At 37.5% G+C, this 19582-nt stretch carries 17 protein-coding genes; 11 read left to right on the top strand and 6 right to left on the bottom strand.

Annotated features, from left to right (window positions below):
• Window positions 1-53: 53 nt before the first annotated feature.
• A complete protein-coding gene (gene aceI, locus V5M36_RS07495; RefSeq protein ID WP_338563708.1) occupies window positions 54-473 on the top strand; it encodes a chlorhexidine efflux PACE transporter AceI in 420 nt (139 codons plus the stop codon).
• Here aceI and V5M36_RS16065 read toward each other — a convergent pair.
• Together V5M36_RS16065 and V5M36_RS16070 are read right to left on the bottom strand one after the other, a co-directional pair.
• Entirely contained in the window at window positions 468-959 is a 492-nt protein-coding gene (locus V5M36_RS16065) for a transposase family protein (RefSeq protein ID WP_445206316.1), read from the bottom strand. The genes aceI and V5M36_RS16065 overlap by 6 nt on opposite strands.
• Window positions 892-1287 (bottom strand): transposase family protein, encoded by a 396-nt coding sequence (locus tag V5M36_RS16070; RefSeq protein ID WP_445206267.1) that lies wholly within the window; start codon window positions 1285-1287, stop codon window positions 892-894. The genes V5M36_RS16065 and V5M36_RS16070 overlap by 68 nt, the downstream gene beginning before the upstream one ends.
• A gap of 386 nt (window positions 1288-1673) precedes the next feature.
• Between V5M36_RS16070 and V5M36_RS07505 the strand changes: the two genes are divergently transcribed.
• A complete protein-coding gene (locus V5M36_RS07505; RefSeq protein WP_338563712.1) occupies window positions 1674-2846 on the top strand; it encodes an OmpW/AlkL family protein in 1173 nt (390 codons plus the stop codon).
• Between the two features lie 304 nt (window positions 2847-3150).
• Here the strand turns inward: V5M36_RS07505 and V5M36_RS07510 are convergent, their stop codons facing one another.
• Window positions 3151-4677, bottom strand: a complete 1527-nt coding sequence (locus V5M36_RS07510) for an acetyl-CoA C-acetyltransferase (protein ID WP_338563715.1) — start codon at window positions 4675-4677, stop codon at window positions 3151-3153.
• 237 nt (window positions 4678-4914) lie between these two features.
• On the opposite strand from V5M36_RS07510, the gene V5M36_RS07515 reads away from it, so the two are divergent.
• The 5 genes from V5M36_RS07515 to dnaX all read left to right on the top strand — a co-directional run bounded on the left by V5M36_RS07515 (window position 4915) and on the right by dnaX (window position 12099).
• A complete protein-coding gene (locus tag V5M36_RS07515; protein ID WP_338563717.1) occupies window positions 4915-6306 on the top strand; it encodes a 3-oxoacyl-ACP reductase in 1392 nt (463 codons plus the stop codon).
• Window positions 6307-6480: 174 nt separating this feature from the next.
• Window positions 6481-7335 carry a MaoC family dehydratase gene (locus V5M36_RS07520; protein ID WP_338563719.1) on the top strand — a complete coding sequence of 285 codons (855 nt, stop codon included), beginning with the start codon at window positions 6481-6483 and terminating at the stop codon, window positions 7333-7335.
• 151 nt (window positions 7336-7486) lie between these two features.
• Window positions 7487-8764, top strand: coding sequence for a serine hydrolase domain-containing protein (locus V5M36_RS07525; RefSeq protein ID WP_338563722.1), 1278 nt, complete (start codon window positions 7487-7489; stop codon window positions 8762-8764).
• Between the two features lie 390 nt (window positions 8765-9154).
• A complete protein-coding gene (locus V5M36_RS07530; protein WP_338563724.1) occupies window positions 9155-9622 on the top strand; it encodes a copper resistance protein NlpE N-terminal domain-containing protein in 468 nt (155 codons plus the stop codon).
• A 158-nt stretch (window positions 9623-9780) separates the two neighbouring features.
• The gene (dnaX, locus tag V5M36_RS07535) at window positions 9781-12099 is read left to right on the top strand and encodes a DNA polymerase III subunit gamma/tau (RefSeq protein WP_338563726.1); all 2319 of its coding nucleotides are present in this window, start codon (window positions 9781-9783) and stop codon (window positions 12097-12099) included.
• Window positions 12100-12130: 31 nt separating this feature from the next.
• Here the strand turns inward: dnaX and V5M36_RS07540 are convergent, their stop codons facing one another.
• Together V5M36_RS07540 and V5M36_RS07545 are read right to left on the bottom strand one after the other, a co-directional pair.
• Window positions 12131-12568 (bottom strand): acyl-CoA thioesterase, encoded by a 438-nt coding sequence (locus V5M36_RS07540; RefSeq protein WP_338563728.1) that lies wholly within the window; start codon window positions 12566-12568, stop codon window positions 12131-12133.
• Between the two features lie 134 nt (window positions 12569-12702).
• Window positions 12703-13860 carry an iron-containing alcohol dehydrogenase gene (locus tag V5M36_RS07545; protein ID WP_338563730.1) on the bottom strand — a complete coding sequence of 386 codons (1158 nt, stop codon included), beginning with the start codon at window positions 13858-13860 and terminating at the stop codon, window positions 12703-12705.
• Window positions 13861-13973: 113 nt separating this feature from the next.
• On the opposite strand from V5M36_RS07545, the gene V5M36_RS07550 reads away from it, so the two are divergent.
• From V5M36_RS07550 to V5M36_RS07565, 4 genes are read left to right on the top strand one after another with little or no spacing between them, the layout of a single operon-like run.
• Window positions 13974-14489: a low molecular weight protein-tyrosine-phosphatase gene (locus tag V5M36_RS07550; RefSeq protein WP_338563733.1), complete on the top strand. Its 516-nt coding sequence runs from the start codon at window positions 13974-13976 to the stop codon at window positions 14487-14489.
• A gap of 27 nt (window positions 14490-14516) precedes the next feature.
• Window positions 14517-15551, top strand: coding sequence for a UDP-N-acetylmuramate dehydrogenase (murB, locus tag V5M36_RS07555; protein ID WP_338564101.1), 1035 nt, complete (start codon window positions 14517-14519; stop codon window positions 15549-15551).
• An 8-nt stretch (window positions 15552-15559) separates the two neighbouring features.
• The gene (locus tag V5M36_RS07560) at window positions 15560-16699 is read left to right on the top strand and encodes an ElyC/SanA/YdcF family protein (protein WP_338563735.1); all 1140 of its coding nucleotides are present in this window, start codon (window positions 15560-15562) and stop codon (window positions 16697-16699) included.
• Window positions 16699-17727 carry an alpha/beta hydrolase gene (locus V5M36_RS07565; protein WP_338563736.1) on the top strand — a complete coding sequence of 343 codons (1029 nt, stop codon included), beginning with the start codon at window positions 16699-16701 and terminating at the stop codon, window positions 17725-17727. The genes V5M36_RS07560 and V5M36_RS07565 overlap by 1 nt, the downstream gene beginning before the upstream one ends.
• Before the next feature lie 105 nt (window positions 17728-17832).
• Here the strand turns inward: V5M36_RS07565 and V5M36_RS07570 are convergent, their stop codons facing one another.
• A complete protein-coding gene (locus V5M36_RS07570; protein ID WP_338563738.1) occupies window positions 17833-19503 on the bottom strand; it encodes an FMN-binding glutamate synthase family protein in 1671 nt (556 codons plus the stop codon).
• Between the last annotated feature and the right edge of the window lie 79 nt (window positions 19504-19582).

The raw sequence follows: 19582 nt of genomic DNA on the forward strand, positions 1-19582 counted from the left end.
TTAATCATTTTTTGCAAAATAGAATATGTTCAAATTTGCAAAGATAGAAGATTATGTTTTTAAGTAAAAGAAGAATTGTGCATGCGGTAATTTATGAAGTCATTCTGCTGGTTGTAATTGCAATTGCATTGAGTTTGATTTTTGAAATGCCGATAGAGGTCACAGGTGTTTTAGGTGTAGTCATGGCAGTGACTTCAATGATTTGGAATATGGTGTTTAATTCCCTATTTGAAAAGTATGAAGCTAAATATCAATTAACAAGAACCCTCTGGGTTCGTGTGTGTCATGCAATTGGTTTTGAAGGCGGTTTAATGCTGGTGACTTTCCCGATGATTGCTTATGCATTAAATATGAGTATTGTTGATGCGATTCTATTAGATTTAAGTTTAACCTTATGTATTTTAGTTTATACCTTTATTTTCCAATGGTGTTATGACCATGTTGAAATGCAACTGAATAGACCTCTTTCATAAGTCACTTTTACTCAATTCCATGTTGTAAATTCCAGCAATTAAATTGAATCTTAAGCCGAGTCTTTTTCCTCTATTTCTGTAACGTTCAGCAAGTATTTTAAAATGCTTCAGCGCACCAAAAACATGTTCAACAAGGATTCTTCTTTTATTGATTTCTCGATTGTACTTTTTAAGTTCAGGATCTAATGTACAGCCTTTTTTTGCTTTCAACGGAAGCAAACTGTTTGCGTAAATATTATGAATACCCTGATAGCCTTTATCCGCTAATACAAATGAATGCTTAGGAATTAAATTTAAGTTTCTTTTGAATAACTCAAAATCATGCACCGCACCTTTACACATACATAAACTGAGTATTTCTCGTGTTTTAGCATGAATAATCGCTTGTACTTTAAAGGTATGTGTCTTTTTCTTACCGCTATAGCTTTTCTTCTGTTTTTTTGGGCCGTTGAATGGGTATTTCTGTTGCATCGATGATGACAACATTCCAATCAATGCCTTCACCTTGAGGCAAATCCTTCGGTAAATTAAAAAGATTAGACTGGATTAAGCAGTCTTCAACATGCCGAACAATTCTTGAAGCCGTCGGCTCTGAAACACCATAACTGGTCGCAACATGAAATAAGGTTCGATATTCACGCCAATAGCTTAGACTCAAAAGAACTTGATCTTCTAAGCTTAATTTAGCGGGTCTACCCGTAGTTGGTAAATGCTTTTTCAATTGCTCAACCATTAAATAAAAAGTTGAGTATGAGATGCCTGTATAACGCTTAAACTGCGGGTCAGAAAGCTTTTTAGAGTCGATATATTTCATACTGAAATTATGCATCAATTTCACAAAGTTAAGGGTACATATAATCATCAAAAAGATGACTGTTTTTTGAGTTATGAAAGAGATCTAATATTAAAAAAGTTTAAATCAGTTATATTTTTATTAATTATAAAATGTGCTCTATTTTGTATTTTATTGTAAATTTGTGATAAATAAAATTTCATACACTCTTCATTATAATAGTGAGGAGTGTTGTCTTATTATTTATTTCATATAAATCAATAATATATTAATTTGTAATAAATATATTAATAATATAAAAATATTATTCGGATGTTATCTATCGAATTTCTTTTGTTTATTTTTAGTAACTTACGTTATTCTGCCATTGCAATAGAAACACAACATTCAATTTTTAGGGATTAAAAATGAATTATAAAACAAATTTAAAAAGGTTAATCATTGCAAGTTCATTAGTCATGATGACGAATATGAGTTATGCAGAACAGTATAAACGTTTTTCAGTTTCAGCGGGGTGGATGCATGTTATGCCTCAGGGCAAGGCAAATCCATTTAATATTAATACCAAAGTTAATTCTAATCAAAAATACGCAGTTGGAGAAATCAGCCAAAATGCTTTTTTAAATTCAGTGTCAAACTCTGCGTTAATGGATGACGGGGCTGGTAATGGTGGAACAATGCCAGCTAAAGATTTTCTAGAACAAATTTTTGCTCTGGATAGCATGGGGTCTGGCAGTAGTTTAGCAAGTTTTTTGGGGCTATTAACGGACAATGCAGATCAAACATCTCCGGTTAATTCAAATGCTTCAGGCGGAGCAATACTTAGCGGTATTGATCAATGGAAAGCTCAAGGAACGGGGCTTGAAGCTGAAGATGTAGATACGCTAGGGATAACTTTGAATTATTATTTAAATGATCATGTTTCTATACAGTTTATTGGTGGTATTCCGCCTAAAGTAGACATCAAAGGTAAAGGCGAAATCATTGCTAATATGAAAGGTGTCGCTTTTCCAGATGAAAATAATGTAATAGGCGTTAAAGATTTATTTTTAAATACTGGTCTTGATTTACAACAAGATATTCCAATCACTAATTTAGGTAATAAAAAGAAAGCATCCTCCGTTCGAGCTTGGACACCTGCACTTGAAGTCCAATATCAGTTTGGGAAGACAGGTACTAATAAGTTTCGTCCATTTGTAGGCGCTGGAATTATGTATGCTCATTTTAATGAAATTGAGCTAGATCATTCAATTGAGGCAGATCTAAAAGCAGCTGGACATATGATACAGAATATTTTAGATGGGAAAGGTGGTGCTGCATTAGAAGGTAAAATATCTTCAGCAGATCCACAGATACGTGTCAAAACTACAGATGCAATTGCTCCATTATTTACTCTAGGTGCGACGTATGATCTTAATTCGGAATGGTACGGAATTGCCTCTGTATCCTATGCAAAACTTAATAATCGGGCAACAATTGATGTGATTAATAAGAATGACGGTAATGAGCTGATTCATTCATCTACAAAAATTGATATTGATCCATTAATTACATATGTGGGTGTAGGTTATCGTTTTTAAAAATTATTGATTATAGAAAGCTTTAGAAACTCAAATGGGGCTGATCCTATTTGGGTTTCTTTTCATGTTTAAAGTTAAGTTTTATCATAATAAAGCTTTTATAAATTAGAAAATATGATTGAGGGATATGTAAAAGTTCTTCTCTGTTTGAAAGAAGGTTAGGATGAGGGAATTAAGTTTGTGCGTTTTTTGGCCAAAAATGATTTTTGAAAAAAAGTAATCTCTGTTGCACTTCATTTAAGAATTTAAGAATAAAAAAAGCACCTAATTAAAGGTGCTTTTTTTATAATTCAAAGACAGGTTATTATTTTTCAATAATTGCTGTTACACCTTGACCACCTGCAGCACAGATAGACACAAGAACACGCCCAGAACCTTTTTGGTTCAATATTTTTGCAGCTGTAGCGATGATACGACCGCCTGTAGCTGCAAATGGATGTCCTGCTGCAAGTGAAGAACCATTCACGTTTAATTTACTACGATCAATAGAACCTAAAGCAGCATCTAATCCTAAACGTTCTTTACAGAATTTCGGATCTTCCCAAGCTTTTAATGTCGAAAGAACTTGTGATGCAAATGCTTCGTGAATCTCATAGTAATCAAAATCTTGAAGTTTTAAACCAGCACGATCAAGCATACGAGGAACTGCATATGCAGGTGCCATTAATAAGCCTTCTTTTTTGCCAATAAAATCGACTGCGGCAGTTTCAGAGAAGCTCAAATAAGCAAGGACTTCGTGACCATTCGCTTTAGCCCATTCTTCAGATGCAAGTAAGACCACAGAAGCACCATCAGTTAATGGGGTAGAGTTACCCGCAGTCATCGTGCGTGCATCGCCTTTACCAAAAGCAGGTTTTAACTTAGCTAATTTTTCAACTGTAGAATCAGCACGCAAGTTATTGTCACGCTCTAAGCCAAGGAATGGAGTCATTAAGTCATCAAAGAAACCTTCATCATATGCTTTCGCCATTTTTTGATGAGAAGATGCAGCCAATTCATCTTGTGCTTCACGAGCAATACCCCATTCGAGTGTGGTAATTGCTTGGTGATCACCCATCGATAAACCTGTACGTGGCTCACCATTTTTAGGCGCATCTAATAAATCTTTGACATTAATTTTGGTTAAAGCTTTTAGACGGTCTTTAGCAGTTTTAGCGATATTAAGTTCAAGCAGTGCTTTACGTAAACCATCACCAAATGCAATAGGAGCATCGGAGGTTGTATCTACACCACCAGCAATACCCACTTCAATTTGACCTAGGGCAATTTTGTTCGCCACAGCAAAAGCTGCTTGTAAGCCCGTACCACATGCTTGCTGAATGTCATAAGCTGGAGTTTCAGGTGCCAACTGCGTGTCTAACACACATTCACGCGTCATATTGAAATCGCGGCTATGTTTAAGTACCGCACCTGCAACAACCTCGCCTAAACGTTGACCTTGTAATCCGAAACGATCAACTAAGCCATTTAACGCGGCAGTAAGCATATCTGCATTTGTTGCTTTAAAATAAGCGCCATTTGAACGTGCAAATGGAATACGATTTCCACCAATAATCGCGACACGGCGAATAGTATTTTGACTCATAATTTTAACCTGCTGATCAGAAGTTTTAGGGGTTAAAGAAGCTGCCGATTCAGCTTTTTTTGTAGTAGATGTTGTGCTTTTACGACGCGTAGTCGTAGAGCGCGGAGTACTCGGTTTAGGATTATTTGCAGCTTTAGGCGTTGTGGTTGTACTTTTACTCGTTTTAGCACGGGTAGTTGATGAATTTGACACAGCGTCTTTCGCAGAATTTTCGACTGGTAAATTTTCTTGAATTGTTTTGCTCATAAGGCTTTTCCAAGCATCTTAGCGATATTCTTGATGCGTACATTATCATATTAAAAAAAAGGTCGAATTGACTATAATGACATTTAGCAATGCATTCAGGTCAAGACATACATAGATTAACTCAAGTATCATTTAACTTAAACGTATGGATCGAATATATTATAAGTATCTGACATTCAACTGAAGTTTATAGATCACTTACAATCCATTAAAAATTAATTTGAAGAGATCATATTCATGACTGACCAATATCAAGCTTTTTCAAAATCTCCACTTGGTAAATTTGTCATTAAAAATTTAGGTTTACCATCTCCATTAGCTCTTGATCGTTTTGATTCAAATGCACCTGTAGTTCAAGGGGCTGTTTTGTTGGGCGCTGCGCCAAATAGTCCTTTATCAAGCAACATTGCTCAGGTTTTGAGTAATATTCATGCCAATAGTTATGCAGGTAATAATTCGTCCTTACAACAAGCTGCTGCAAAAGTAGGTTTAAGCCTGAGCGCTTTTAACGAAGGTGATAAGGAGTCTAAGTTTAAAGCTGTTGTATTTGATGCATCGGGTATTCAAAACTCTGAACAACTCAAAGAGCTTTATGCATTTTTTAACCCGATTGCTCGTCAAGTTCAAAATTCTGGTCGTGTGGTTGTTGTTGGTCTAACGCCAGAGTCTGCACCTACAGTACAACAAGCCATTGCACAACGTGCACTTGAAGGTTTTGTAAAGTCAGTCGGTAAAGAATTTAAAAAAGGTATTGCTGCTCAATTGGTCTATGTAGACAAAGATGCATCTGCAAATCTTGAATCTACTTTACGTTTTGTTTTGTCACCACGTTCAGCATACGTTTCTGGACAGGTGATTCGTGTCTCTAAAGCGAAAGTGATTGACGTTGATTGGTCAAAGCCATTGGCGGGTAAAACTGCTGTAGTGACAGGTGCAAGTCGTGGTATTGGTGAGGCGATAGCACATGTATTATCACGTGACGGTGCGCATGTGATCTGTTTGGATGTTCCACAACAACAAGCCGATTTAGATCGTGTTGCAAGTGAAGTGGGTGGTTCAACTTTAGCGATTGATATCACTGCAGCTGATGCTGGCGAAAAAATTAAAGCAGCAGCCGCTTCTCATGGTGGTTTAGATGTTGTGGTTCACAATGCAGGGATTACCCGAGATAAAACCCTAGCCAATATGAAACCTGAACTATGGGATTTGGTGATTAACATCAACTTATCTGCAATTGAGCGAGTAAATAACTATTTGCTTGAAAATGATGGTTTTAATTCAAATGCACGTATTGTTTGTGTTTCATCAATCTCTGGTATTGCAGGTAATATGGGTCAAACCAACTATGCAGTATCTAAAGCAGGTGTGATTGGTCTGGTTAAGTTCACTGCACCTGTACTTAAAAATGGAATAACAATTAATGCTGTAGCACCTGGGTTTATTGAAACTCAAATGACTGCTGCGATTCCTTTTGCTATTCGTGAAGCGGGTCGTCGTATGAACTCGATGAGCCAAGGCGGTCAACCTGAAGATGTTGCAGAGGCGATTGCATTATTTGCTTCTAGTGCTTCATCAGGTTTAAATGGTAATGTTGTACGTGTTTGTGGTCAAAGTCTAATCGGGGCTTAATGCTCTGATCCTATTGATTTAGAGCCCGCTTGTTTTTAACCTTAAAATTAAAAGACAAGAGGGCTTAAGGTATTTTGAATAATAAACAAGATCAATTGTAGTTGTTGCACCTATTCATCAAGTGATTTGGTGTTCAAATAAAATTCGCAGTCATTAATAATTTAAGGGTCTACTATGAAAACTCGTCATTTTAGTCAACTACCAAAGCCTTATTTAGCCTATCCAAAAGTGATTCAGGGTCTTATTTTTAAGAAACCTAAAGGCGAAAAGGTGTTACCACAAGTTGAATATGTGGTCGACAGTTTTAAAGTAGATCAGGATCACTTAAAGGCTTATAACGAAATTTGTGATTTTAAAAATAATGGTTATACGCCTGCCATTTATCTTGCTGTTATTTCACAAAGTCTACAGATGCATATGATGACGCAAGAGGCATTTCCTTTTGCATTATTGGGTCTCGTTCATATCCGCAATCAAGTGAAACAGTTACGCAAAATTGGGGTGAATGAAAATTTAACGATTTCATGTCAGTTTGGTGATTTGAAACCGCATGATAAAGGCTTGCAGTTTGATTTTCTGACGACTGTAAAAGTGGCTGGTGAAGTGGTCATGGAAGGTTTAACGACTTATTTAGCACGTCAAAAAACGGAGCAGAATAATGCAGTTAAATCCAATGAAACTGTATCGCCTGACTATCAATTACAAGCAACTTGGGATGTCGCAGAAAATACAGGTCGTCGTTATGCGATGTCTTCTGGTGATTTCAATTTAATTCATATTCATGCATTGACTGCAAAGGCGTTTGGTTTTAAGCAGGCGATTGCGCACGGTATGTGGAGTAAAGCACGTGCTTTAGCAAGCTTGAGCTTACCTGAAGCTTATGACGCTGATGTACATTTCAAATTACCACTATTTTTACCTTCTCAAGTTGAATTTTTAACGGCAGTTGATAAAACAGTGACAAATATTTTGATTCGTAATGAAAAGTCTCATAAACCCCATGTATCTGGTACGATAAAAACACTGTAGTAAATCAAAAGCCTGAATCAGATGATTTGGGCTTTTTTCATATTAAAATAAACATGGATGTCATGAATAAGTTTATTTGATTGATTTTTAAAATCATCAAATCGATAAATGTTTAAGAATTCGAATAATCAAAAAATGAAGGAACGAAAAAATGAGCGCAATTAAAGATATTATTTTTGCGAATACTCATAATTATAAAGGTGAAGTCGATGAACGATTTCAGGATTTAGCGACACAATTCAGCCGATTGCAAGATCGCCGTAGTGAATATGGTGGGGCTGCTCTGGTGGTTTATTTTAGAGGTCGAAAAGTAGTCGACATCTATACCGGTAAAAAATCTGCTGCAGAAGACTGGCAGTCGGATACTTTGGCGATTAGTTATTCCACAGGCAAAGGGATTTTATCGACACTTGCGCATATTTTAGTCAGTCAAGGCTATCTCGATTACGATCAATTAATTGCAGAATACTGGCCAGAGTTTGCCAAAAATGGCAAAGAAGAAATGACGCTAAGACATGTTTTGAGTCATCAAAGTGGATTATTTGATATTCGCAATTTGATTCTAACTGCATCAGAAATGTCAGACTGGCAACATATGCTCACCATAATGGAAAATGCGACACCTCGTTTTGTGGTGGGTGAGGACAATGCTTATCAAGCCTTAACCTTTGGTTGGCTCGTCGGTGGAATTTTAGAAAAAGCCACCAAGCAATCTTTAAAATCTCTAATGCAAAAATACTTGGTTGATGCTTTAGATTTGGACGGTGCATATTTTGGCGTTGAAGCTGATCAACTGAATAGAGTGGCTAAGCCAATCAATATGACAAAAGCAAAATCTATTCAACAGCAAAAAAACGACAATCAAAACTCAAGCAAAGCTGCCAAAAAACCACCTAAATCAAGTTTGTCAAATAAATTTATTCAATATTCAGGACAAGATCCGCAAGATTTTGTCGATGCTATGATTCCTAAAGCCATGCGAAATTTTAGCTTTTTTGATGATGCTGTTATTCAAAGTTGTATACCCGCTGCGAATGGTGCTTTTACAGCGCGAAGCTTGGCAAAAATCTATGCTATGTTGGCGAATTATGGACGGTGGAATAACAAAGCACTGATTCAAGTGGATGTGTTTAAAAAGTTGAGTCAAATTCAGAACTATAAACGTGATCGTGTCATGCCGATACCCATGCATTGGCGCTTAGGTTATCACCGCGTGATTACTTTAGGAAAACGAGTTCCTTATGGTTTTGGGCATATCGGTTATAACGGATCTGGCGCATGGTGTGATCATCAGAGAGAGTTAAGTTTTGCCTATACACATAACTTTGCCGCGGGTTCGATTACAGGGGATTATCGATTATGGGGATTAACTCAGGAAACGTTACGTTGTGCGGATAAAATTATCAAAGGGAAAAAAGGATGGTTTTAAGATTGGATTTTTGGAGGTTGGTTTAAGTTGTATGATTTTAATATCGATAATTTAAGTTCCAAGATAAAAATGATTCAGATCCATACAATAATTGAATCGTTATATGAGTTTAAGGTGAAAATACGCAACAGTATGTTTTTAAATGCGGATTACTATTGCTTGTGACTATATTTTGAATCACCACTAATCTGTTTCGCATTTGGTATTGATCATGTAGGGATTTGCGTAATAGATTAAAGTCAAAAGTGCGACAATTGAACTGCATGATCAAGACGATTTTCTGATTTAAAAACGTGCATGAAAAGAGATTTATGTCTTAAATTTTTGCCATAATCATTCACTTCAATTATGCTGTTTAGTCTAAATGTTTGCTTTAAGATCTCCCATCCCATGCAAAAGTCAATTTTAATACCGTTGGTTGCTATATCAGCGCTCATCGGTTGTGATGATCAAAATTCATTATCATCTGCGCAAAACAATCCTCACTCGAAAAGTGTAGATATCGAAAAGAAAGTGGTTATTCCTGAATGGGCCGGAAAATATCAAGGCGTTACTCCGTGTATGGGCTGTACTTCGCGTTGTGAAGAGTGTCCGGGAATGGCTGTGGATTTAGAGCTCAAACCAGATCAAACTTTTGTACTGAACAGAATTAGCCTAAGCGGTCATAATGAGATTGAATCGATTAAAGGTCCTTTTAAATTTAACAGTCCAGACTCCAAGATGATTGAATTGACTGGAGTGAGTAAGCGCAATTTAATTTTGGTCGATTTAGAGCATCAATTACTCGAAATTCGTGAAGACCTGACCGCAAATGGGTTTGTTGAATATGAAGATTTTAGTCTGCATCGCAACAGTTGATGCAATTCTTCTCAGTTTGAGTAAGGTTTGCATAGAAAAACTTGTCTATAAATAATCCGAAACGATTTTCTAATCATCAGTTTGCAATAGAATTCGTAATCTTCATTCACTCTTGTATAAAAAAACAGTATGCTTAGACCTGTAAAAAGGGAGCATTCATGTATCAGGTACTTGCACGTAAATATCGTCCACGCAATTTTATCGAACTCGTTGGCCAAAACCACGTATCACGTGCTTTAACCAGCGCATTAGAGCGTGGTAGATTGCATCATGCTTATCTGTTTACAGGGACACGTGGGGTGGGTAAAACCACCATTGCGCGTATTTTGGCGAAGTGCCTAAATTGCGAAACAGGGATCACCTCAACGCCTTGTGAAGTCTGTGCGACCTGTACGGCTGTGAATGAAGGTCGTTTTATCGATTTAATTGAAATTGATGCGGCATCGCGAACCAAAGTAGAAGATACGCGTGAACTTTTAGATAATGTTCCTTATGCTCCGACCCAAGGCCGTTTTAAAGTCTATCTCATTGATGAAGTGCACATGCTGTCTACGCATTCATTCAATGCCTTACTTAAAACCTTAGAAGAACCACCAGCACACGTTAAATTTTTATTCGCAACAACTGATCCACAGAAGTTACCGATTACGGTTATTTCACGTTGTTTGCAGTTTACGCTGCGACCGCTTGCTGTAGATGAAATCACCACACATCTAACAGATATTCTGAATCAAGAAAAAATCTCTGCTGAACAAGATGCAATATGGCAAATTGCAGAGTCAGCGCAGGGTTCCTTGCGTGATGCACTGTCATTGACTGATCAAGCGATCGCTTATGGTCAAGGCGCTATTCAACATCAAGATGTGAAAGAAATGTTAGGTCTGATTGACCGAACCATTATTTTTGATTTGATTTTAGCTATTAATCAAAATCAGCAGCAACATGTGAGTGCCTTGCTTATGCAATTTAGGCAACAAGCACTTGATGTCTCTCTGGTTTTAGATCAGTTTATTTCAACTTTGCATGAATTGGCTTTATTACAATATTTACCAGATCTGAGCCTGAAGTATAGCGCTGAGATTAATCAAAAAATTATGCAGCTCTCAGGTCTGATCGCTGCGCAAGATCTACAGCTTTATTATCAAGTCGCTTGTAAAGGACGGGCCGATCTGCAGCTTGCTGTAACGCAAGAGCAAGGTTTTGAGATGTGCATATTGCGTCTATTGGCATTCAGACCTTTACAGATGAATGAAGTTCAAAATTCAGCAGCGGCTAATATCCAGCATAATCAAACACCTCAGAGATTTGTGGGGCTTGATGATGCAGGCAAGCAAAACCAAGCGGCAAAGGAATTATCAAATAATTTTCAAGCGCATCAAACGTATTCTGCTCAGTCTTTAGATCAGCCGTCTAATTTGGATGATGTAAATATCCGCCAATCTATAGTTGATTCGGTAAGTGATCATGAAAAGAATCAGAATGAGGTTCAGGAATTTTCTAATACTAAAGAAAATGAAATCAATGAAGGATTTCACAGCACCTCACAGATTAATCCAAAAAGAGGTTTAGATGTTGAAGTTCAAGATCTTAATGATCTAGATTTAAAGCATGACTTTAATAATGATCTTAATACGAATGCAGAAGATAAAGTACAATCTCATCAATTCGATGATAATGCTGAACATTTAAATCAAACGTCAATTGATTTAGCCCATGATCTAAATGCAGGTCTGCAAGTTGACTCATTAGATTATTCAGATTCTACTCAGGCTCAGAATGATCTTGTGCATGAGCATGTCGATACTTCAACGAATGATGTCCCAGAATTATCACTTTTTGGCGATGAAAAGATTAGCCAGGCTGTAGAATCGTTCAATACCGCAGCAACAGATGATATTTTCTTTTTAGATCCAGCTTCAAAGCAAGATGACTCGCAAGCATTAGTATCATCGGCAGTTGAAGATGAAGTCACCCATACATTGGTTGTTGATGAAGTTGATGACAAGACTGAAGAAGCGCCAATTAAACAGTCTGTGAACAATACTGCAACCAATGAAATGCCCCAAGATATCTTGAAACTGATTTCTCAAGAACTCGAAGGAGATTGGACGCTTGATAAATGGGAATATTGGTTAAGAAATAGCGATTTAACGCCAGCAGTACAAGAGTTGGCTCAGCAAGGCGTAATGACCGGTCAGATCGATGGCGAAAGCATATTTTATATTCCACAGAAATATGAAAAACTTTTGACACAATTCCAATCCAATATGGAAGAGATGCTACGCAACCGTTGGTCGAATAATCGACTTTCTGTTAAGTATCAGGAGCTTTCAGGATTAACACCTTATGATAATCAAGTAGAGCGCAAACAGCGTGCGTATCAGCGCGCAGAGGTTTTACTCAGTAATGAAACTGTAGTTAAAGGCTTAGTTGATGTTTTTGGTGGAACACTGCAAAACATCCAATTAAAGCCTTAATTTAAAGCCTTAATCTATTTGTATTCTCGACCTACATTTCTCGGATAAACTCAGAAAGGGCGTCTCGCATTTCAATTGAAATGGGGACGCTTTTTCGTGACTTACGGTCTACAAAAACGTGAGTGAATGTACCTTGAGCTGAGGCATTAGTTTGATCTTGTTTAAATATCGCGAGATCATAACGAAGGGATGAATTTCCTATCTTTTCAACCATTACGCCGACTTCAATGACTTCAGGATAAGACAGTTCTTGTAAAAATTGGCATTGTGACTCAACCACTAAACCAATAACATCCGAATGGTGTATGTCGAAACCAGCATGCTTAATCAGCAGAGCATTGGCAGCTGAATCAAAATAACTATAATAAGTGACATTATTAACATGACCATACATGTCGTTGTCTGCCCAACGAGTTTGTATTGGAAAGATAAAAGAATAATGCTCACGACTTTTTGCTGATATTTTCATTAACTTTCTTCTGTATGTCTATTATGATTTTGAGCTTTTATTTAAAGTCAGAATCCACTTAGTGCAAATACACTGCGAAGATTTGTCAAATTTATTTTTATCATGAAATTAAAATTGAATTCAAAAAGTTTAAATTAATAAATGGCCTGATAAATTTCCAATGCATGTTGATGATTCATTACTCGAGGATTATTTTGTAATAATCGTGTTTGAAGCATAGCGTCGTCGGCAACTGTGGTTAAATGTTCATGCTTAATATTCATTTGACTGAGTTTAAGTGGAAGTCCACTCTGATCTAAATGACCCTGCATATGATCAATGAACAGATCACAAAGACCATCGATATTGCCTTTGCTAAAAGGATCGATAAATTGCATTAATTCTGCGTATTCACGTTTAGCTTCAACTGCATTGAATTTTAGAACTTCAACGAGCACTAAAGCGTTGCTGTGACCGTGAGACACGTGATAATGACCACCGAGAGGGTATGCCAGTGCATGTACAGCGCCGACGGGAGCATTAGCAAAGGCTTGTCCTGCAAGCATTGAACCTAACAACATATTTTGCCTTGCTTCAGCATCACTGCCATCTGCAAGCACACGTTTTAAATTTTTATTGAGTAAGTTTAATGCCTGTTTCGCCAATAGATCAGAATAAAAATTCTTTTTTACTTTGGAGGTATAGGCTTCAATGGCATGAACCATTGCATCAATACCAGTAGCAGCTGTGATATGTGCAGGTAGACTCAAAGTAAAGTGAGCATCTAAAATGGCAATGTCTGCATAAAGGATCGGGGAAACAATGCCTGTTTTGGTTGTATCCCCAGTCGTTACAATGGAAATAGGAGTAACTTCTGAACCTGTGCCTGCTGTCGTCGGAATAACAATCAAAGGCAAGCGAGGTGGTTTTACGTTATTTACGCCGTAAATGTCCGTTAAGCTTTGGGTTTGTAGTGGGTCAGCCAATATGGCAATAAGTTTAGCCACATCTAGTGAACTCCCACCACCAAAACCAATTACCGCATCAACATGATGATCTTTAGCAAATGCGACAGCACTTAATACAATATGTTCAGGTGGATCTGCCTGTACATCCGCATAAATAATATAAGGCGTGTTGCTTGCTTCAAGAATTTCTATAATAGGCGTGTGTAGCTGATTTGCGACCATGCCCCGATCAGTCACCAAAAGCACACGCTTATATTTTTTTTCTTTGAGAATCGGTCTGAGTTCCTGTACTGATCCCAAACCAGAAATAATATTCGCTACGGTCTGAAATTGAAATTGACTCATCGTTACTCCTTTTCAGCAATTATTCAACATTATTGTTTTGGTGTTGTATAGGATTCATGATTCAAATAACTTAACATAAGCAATTGTAAAAGATATAGACATTTGAGGACGTTATGACGATGCAAGTACCCTACAAAATTTTGTGTGTCTGTTTGGGTAATATTTGTCGCTCTCCTACAGCAGAGGTTGTCCTCAGACACTTTGCAAATTTGGCACAATTAAATGTGGAAGTCGATTCTGCGGGAACGAGTAATTATCATCCCAACAAAGCACCAGATTTACGCAGTCAAAAACACGCCTCCAAACGTGGTTATGATTTATCAGGATTACGTGCTCGTCAGCTTGTTATTGAGGATTTTATCAATTTTGATTTGATTCTTGCTATGGATTTAGAGAATCTTAAAAATATTGAAGAATTGCTTGAACAAGCGATTGATAAATATGGACGCGACGCGATACGAGCAAAAATCTCGCTCATGAGTGAACATGATGAACATTATCCCAAACAAGCTTTACCTGATCCATATTATGGCGCTGAAGACGGTTTTGAACGTGTGCTAGATCAATGTGAGTCAAGTAGCCAAGCGTGGATCAATAAACTTCTACAACAGCAAAGTCCATTGTCATAAGAAGCGAAGAGTAACGTAATCATCATGATGAATATTCAACAACACGTCCAATTAAAACAGTTTAATAGTTTGAGTCTAAATGCCGTTGCTTCCGCTTATGTCAAAGTTTCAAATATCTCAGAACTCATTCAAGCTTTAGCCTATGCTGAAAACCAGCAATTGAATGTGCTCATTCTTTCTGGTGGAAGTAATATGTTGCTTCCTGAAAGTATTGAAGCATTAGTCATTCATATGGATATTCAAGGCATTGAACATCTCAGCGAGGATGAAAATTTTCACACTGTTCGAGTAGGTGCAGGTCAAAATTGGCATGATTTTGTATTATGGACCACAGAAAATGCAATGTATGGTTTACAAAATCTAGCTTTAATTCCAGGATTTGTTGGTGCTTCACCTGTACAAAATATCGGTGCTTATGGTGTAGAGGTGGGTGAGTTTATTGAATATGTTGAAGTCTATGATCGACAGTCAAAGTCGGTAAAAAAAATCAGTGCGGTAGAATGTCATTTTTCTTATCGACACAGTATTTTTAAAGATGACCCAAATCGTTATGTCATTACCCATGTGGTATTTAAACTGCTCAAAAAAGCAGATTTAAAAATAAATTACGGTGACTTAAAAGCAGCGGTTGCTGATGAATTAACGCCTGAGAACTTACAAAAACAAGTGATTCAGATTCGACAGTCTAAATTGCCAGATCCCAAAGAATATCCAAATGCAGGAAGTTTTTTTAAAAACCCGATTATTTCAAATTTAGAATACCAAAAATTACATGTATTATTTCCCCAGATGCCACACTATGCACAGCAAGACGGTACTGTAAAAGTGGCCGCCGGCTGGTTAATAGAACATTCAGGATGGAAAGGTAAGCGCTTAGGTCAAGTTGGAATGTTTGAAAAACAAGCATTGGTACTTGTGAATTATGCAGATGCAAATTTACAAGATGTACAAGTGACATATCGCGCTGTGCAGAAAGATGTGATACAAAAGTTTAAGCTTTTACTCGAACCAGAGCCTGTTTTATTTAATTCATCGGGTTTAATTCAATCACACACTTTTTAAAGGACTCTATGCCAAAGCGACACTGGATGATTAGTTTAGTACGAATGATCGCGATTTTATTCGTACTTGTTGGCTGTCTATTGGTTTTTTGGTATACGCCATATTATTCAAACTTGGTCGTGAAAACGCTGAATACATTTGTGTCTTTTGAGGTCGATGAAATTGCCGCGCAAAGTCAAAAAATGGCTGCGCTGACAGAAACTGAAAACTTAGAACCGGGTTCTCATAAATGGATTGCTCGTCAAGCGTATTTAACCGTGATTGAACAGGCTTTGAAAGCGAAAAGAATAGATGATTTGGCGATCATTCAAGCACGTTATGCTGTATTGAAAGAAAATATACAATATGAACGTGAGCAGAAAGAACAAGATAAACAGAAAAGTAAAATTCAAATACCGATGCTGATTGAAGATTTTGATCATTCTGTTGAGCACAGTACATCAGAACTTGCTTCAGAGCCATCCACATCTTGGGCGAATTTAACGCCAGATGAAGATCAAGCTTTAATGGAAAAATATCAGGAATTTTTAGAGACTTATCCTTTAGAACAGAACCAACCCAATCAACTTGATTCACAAATATATACAGATATTGCTGAAATTCAAAAAGAGACTGATTCTTCAAAAAAATTAAATGAAGATAAACCCTATGCCATTGTGATTCTTGGCGGTGGCTTGACATTAGCCGATAATAAGACGGATATTGTGGTTAATGACTATACGCGTTTAAGATTAGAAAAGACTTTAGATATTGAAAAGCAAACTCAGTTGCCTATTGTTCTGAGTGGTGTTGAAGCACCTTATATGCAGTCATGGTTAGCCAATCGAGGTGTTGAAGCTAAACTTCTTGAAAATAGAAGTATGAATACTTGTGAAAATACTCGATTTAGCTCTCTATTATTACAAAAAAAAGGAGGGGCGCCGACAGTGATGCTGATCACCGACCGTTATCATATGCCTAGAACAAGACGACTATTTGCTTTAAATGGTATTAAAACCATTCCCGTAGAAGCGCCGATGCCAACAGAATTAACCGCATGGCAACCGAGTAAATTAAATTACGATCATAGTCGTCGTGCTAACTATGAACTTTTAGCCACGATTCGTGACGTTTTATTCGGTTCTAGTGGCTGTAGAGAGGTGCCCTAATGCCTGATATTCCTTTTTTAAATCCAAGTGTACTGACTCAGCTTGATTTGCCTATTCCCAATCGTGATTCGACGCCTTTATTACTTGAACCTTTAAATCTTAATCGTGATTTTATACCGAGTAAGGATATTCAGGCCTACCGTCATCTATACGCATTAGACAAGCTTGAATCTCAGTTTTGGCAGGGATATATCAAAATGCCTTTGTTCAAACTGCATGTACAAGTCTATAAACCCAATATTGAAAAAGTAAAAGGGACTGTTTTTTTACTGCATGGCTATTTAGAACATAGTGGTATTTATCAACCCATTATTCGAGAATTGTTGGATCAAGGTTTTAGTGTCTTAACCTATGATTTACCCGGACACGGTTTGAGTGATGGGAATGCTGCAAGTATTCAAAACTTTGATCATTATCAACAGGTTTTACACGCCGTACATCAATATGTGAAAAATGCAGATCAGCTCCCACAGCCTTGGTTAGGTGTCGGTCAGAGTACAGGTGCGGCTATTTGGATGCATCATTTATTGGAATATGCGCAATTACGTAAAAATCCCATTGTTGAGCGAGTATTATTACTTTCACCTTTGGTTCGACCTGCAAAAACCTCATGGTGGCATAATCCAGTGGGTCTAGGCATTATTCGCCGTATCAAGCGCGAAGTTCCTCGTCATTTTAAACGTAATAATCATAATCCTGAGTTTCTGCGCTTTGTACGCTTAAAAGATCCACTACAACCACGCATGATGGGGATGGACTGGATTTTGGCGATGTCGAAGTGGATGCAAGAAATGGAACAGCGCCCCGCGTGTCGTATTCCTGTTTGGTTGGCGCAAGGTGCCCAAGATCAAACCGTGGACTGGCGTTATAATATTGAATTCATTCGAACCAAATTTCGATTACAGACCTTGTTGATGTTGGAAGAGGGCTCACATCAATTGATCAATGAACGAGCGGATATTCGAGCTGCATTGACTGGATTGATTCCCGCATTTTTACATGCCCAAAGTGGTAAAGGTTATTATTAAATAAATCTATCTCTAATTCGAAATTCAATAATGAACGATGGATAATAAAAAAAGGAGCATATGGCTCCTTTTTTTTATTACATCTTTTATATTGATGTTTAGCGTTTAAAAATGATCGGCATTGGCTAAATTCCACATACGGAAATAAAAGTTTTCATCATCTTTATCGTGACAATCTAATAACTCGCCGTCTTTTAACCAAAAGTGTAATTGCGCATAGTTTTTGATTTCACGATCATTGACTCGCTGAGCCAAATGATGCGCCTTGATATCACTAGGATGCTCAAGACCAGCAGCAGCGATCATTTCTGACAGGGCATGCAACGTGTTTTTATGGAAGCTGAACACGCGTTCTGCTTTTGAGGGGACATGAATGGCTTTTTGACGATCTGGATCTTGTGTAGCCACACCCACAGGGCATTGATTGGTGTGACAGCTTTGGGCCTGTATACAACCGACAGCAAACATGAAACCGCGTGCAGAATTGACCCAATCTGCGCCTAAAGCAAATGTACTGGCTATATCAAAAGCACTAATAATTTTTCCGCTAGCACCAATTTTAACCTGATCTCTTAGACCGACACCAACCAACGTGTTATGTGTAAATAAGAGTGCTTCACGTAGCGGGGTGCCGATATTGTCACTGAATTCAATTGGAGCGGCACCCGTACCACCTTCGGAACCATCAACTACAATAAAGTCAGGAACAATTTTTGTTTCAAGCATTGCTTTAACAATACTCATGAATTGCCAAGGTTGTCCTAAACACAGCTTTAAACCAACCGGTTTGCCACCTGATAAATCACGTAATTTCTGAATGAAATGCATCATTTCAATAGGCGTGTTAAAACTTGGATGGCTCGGGGGTGAAATACAGTCACGATCACGTGGTACACCACGAATTTTTGAAATTTCCTCAGTGATTTTATGTTTGGGTAAAATTCCACCATGACCCGGTTTTGCACCTTGAGAAAGCTTCAACTCAATCATTTTAATATTGGGTAGTTTTGCTTGTTGAGCAAATTTTTCAGGGTCAAAAAGACCATCATCTGTACGACAACCGAAATATCCGCTGGCGATCTGCCAAACAATATCACCACCATTTTCCAAGTGATAGGGGCTAAGACTGCCTTCACCCGTATCGTGATAAAACTGTCCCATTTTTGCGCCCAAATTTAGAGCACGAATCGCATTTGCGCTCAAGCTACCAAAGCTCATCGCAGAAATATTCATAATCGATGCGCTATAGGGTTGGCTACACTGATCATTTCCGACTTTGATTCGAAAGCCCGTTGGATCAGAAGGATGTTTAGGTGCCAGTGAATGGGTGATAAATCGATAATCTTGCTGATAAACATCTATGATTGAACCAAATGGCTTATCTGCATTTTCATTTTTTGCACGTTGATAAACCAGACTGCGCTGCATGCGTGAAAAGGGCAGTGCATCTTGATCTGATTCGATAAAATATTGACGAATTTCAGGTCTAAAATCTTCAAACAAGAAACGGAAGTGACCCATGATTGGGTAATTTTTGAGTATTGAATGTCTATTTTGAAGTACGTCATATAATCCGACCAAGCTTAATAAGCTACTAGCTAGCCAAATAATATTGATTAAACTATCTGATAAAAAATAATAAATATAATGTGGTTGGTAAAAGAATCTAAGCCAAGTAATGCTTAAAGCGATCAGAATACAGGCAAACCAAATTGAATGTCTGGAGAAAAAAGTGTTGAGCAATTTATGTCTAATTGCTTGCGCTGGGCTGGCCATTATTGTTATCCGAAGTTATTCAAAATTTGTATATAAAGACAATAGCGAAGATTGATGAAAAATCTCAAGTATTCATTTG

The organism is Acinetobacter sp. KS-LM10 (assembly GCF_036896575.1).
Taxonomy (GTDB): domain Bacteria; phylum Pseudomonadota; class Gammaproteobacteria; order Pseudomonadales; family Moraxellaceae; genus Acinetobacter; species Acinetobacter avistercoris.

What these genes read in the sequence shown, in the direction of transcription:
- aceI (WP_338563708.1), top strand. Translation starts at nt 54, where the DNA reads ATGTTTTTAAGTAAAAGAAGAATTGTGCATGCGGTAATTTATGAAGTC.
- V5M36_RS16065 (WP_445206316.1), bottom strand. Translation starts at nt 959, where the DNA reads ATGTTGTCATCATCGATGCAACAGAAATACCCATTCAACGGCCCAAAA.
- V5M36_RS16070 (WP_445206267.1), bottom strand. Translation starts at nt 1,287, where the DNA reads ATGAAATATATCGACTCTAAAAAGCTTTCTGACCCGCAGTTTAAGCGT.
- V5M36_RS07505 (WP_338563712.1), top strand. Translation starts at nt 1,674, where the DNA reads ATGAATTATAAAACAAATTTAAAAAGGTTAATCATTGCAAGTTCATTA.
- V5M36_RS07510 (WP_338563715.1), bottom strand. Translation starts at nt 4,677, where the DNA reads ATGAGCAAAACAATTCAAGAAAATTTACCAGTCGAAAATTCTGCGAAA.
- V5M36_RS07515 (WP_338563717.1), top strand. Translation starts at nt 4,915, where the DNA reads ATGACTGACCAATATCAAGCTTTTTCAAAATCTCCACTTGGTAAATTT.
- V5M36_RS07520 (WP_338563719.1), top strand. Translation starts at nt 6,481, where the DNA reads ATGAAAACTCGTCATTTTAGTCAACTACCAAAGCCTTATTTAGCCTAT.
- V5M36_RS07525 (WP_338563722.1), top strand. Translation starts at nt 7,487, where the DNA reads ATGAGCGCAATTAAAGATATTATTTTTGCGAATACTCATAATTATAAA.
- V5M36_RS07530 (WP_338563724.1), top strand. Translation starts at nt 9,155, where the DNA reads ATGCAAAAGTCAATTTTAATACCGTTGGTTGCTATATCAGCGCTCATC.
- dnaX (WP_338563726.1), top strand. Translation starts at nt 9,781, where the DNA reads ATGTATCAGGTACTTGCACGTAAATATCGTCCACGCAATTTTATCGAA.
- V5M36_RS07540 (WP_338563728.1), bottom strand. Translation starts at nt 12,568, where the DNA reads ATGAAAATATCAGCAAAAAGTCGTGAGCATTATTCTTTTATCTTTCCA.
- V5M36_RS07545 (WP_338563730.1), bottom strand. Translation starts at nt 13,860, where the DNA reads ATGAGTCAATTTCAATTTCAGACCGTAGCGAATATTATTTCTGGTTTG.
- V5M36_RS07550 (WP_338563733.1), top strand. Translation starts at nt 13,974, where the DNA reads ATGACGATGCAAGTACCCTACAAAATTTTGTGTGTCTGTTTGGGTAAT.
- murB (WP_338564101.1), top strand. Translation starts at nt 14,517, where the DNA reads ATGAATATTCAACAACACGTCCAATTAAAACAGTTTAATAGTTTGAGT.
- V5M36_RS07560 (WP_338563735.1), top strand. Translation starts at nt 15,560, where the DNA reads ATGCCAAAGCGACACTGGATGATTAGTTTAGTACGAATGATCGCGATT.
- V5M36_RS07565 (WP_338563736.1), top strand. Translation starts at nt 16,699, where the DNA reads ATGCCTGATATTCCTTTTTTAAATCCAAGTGTACTGACTCAGCTTGAT.
- V5M36_RS07570 (WP_338563738.1), bottom strand. Translation starts at nt 19,503, where the DNA reads ATGGCCAGCCCAGCGCAAGCAATTAGACATAAATTGCTCAACACTTTT.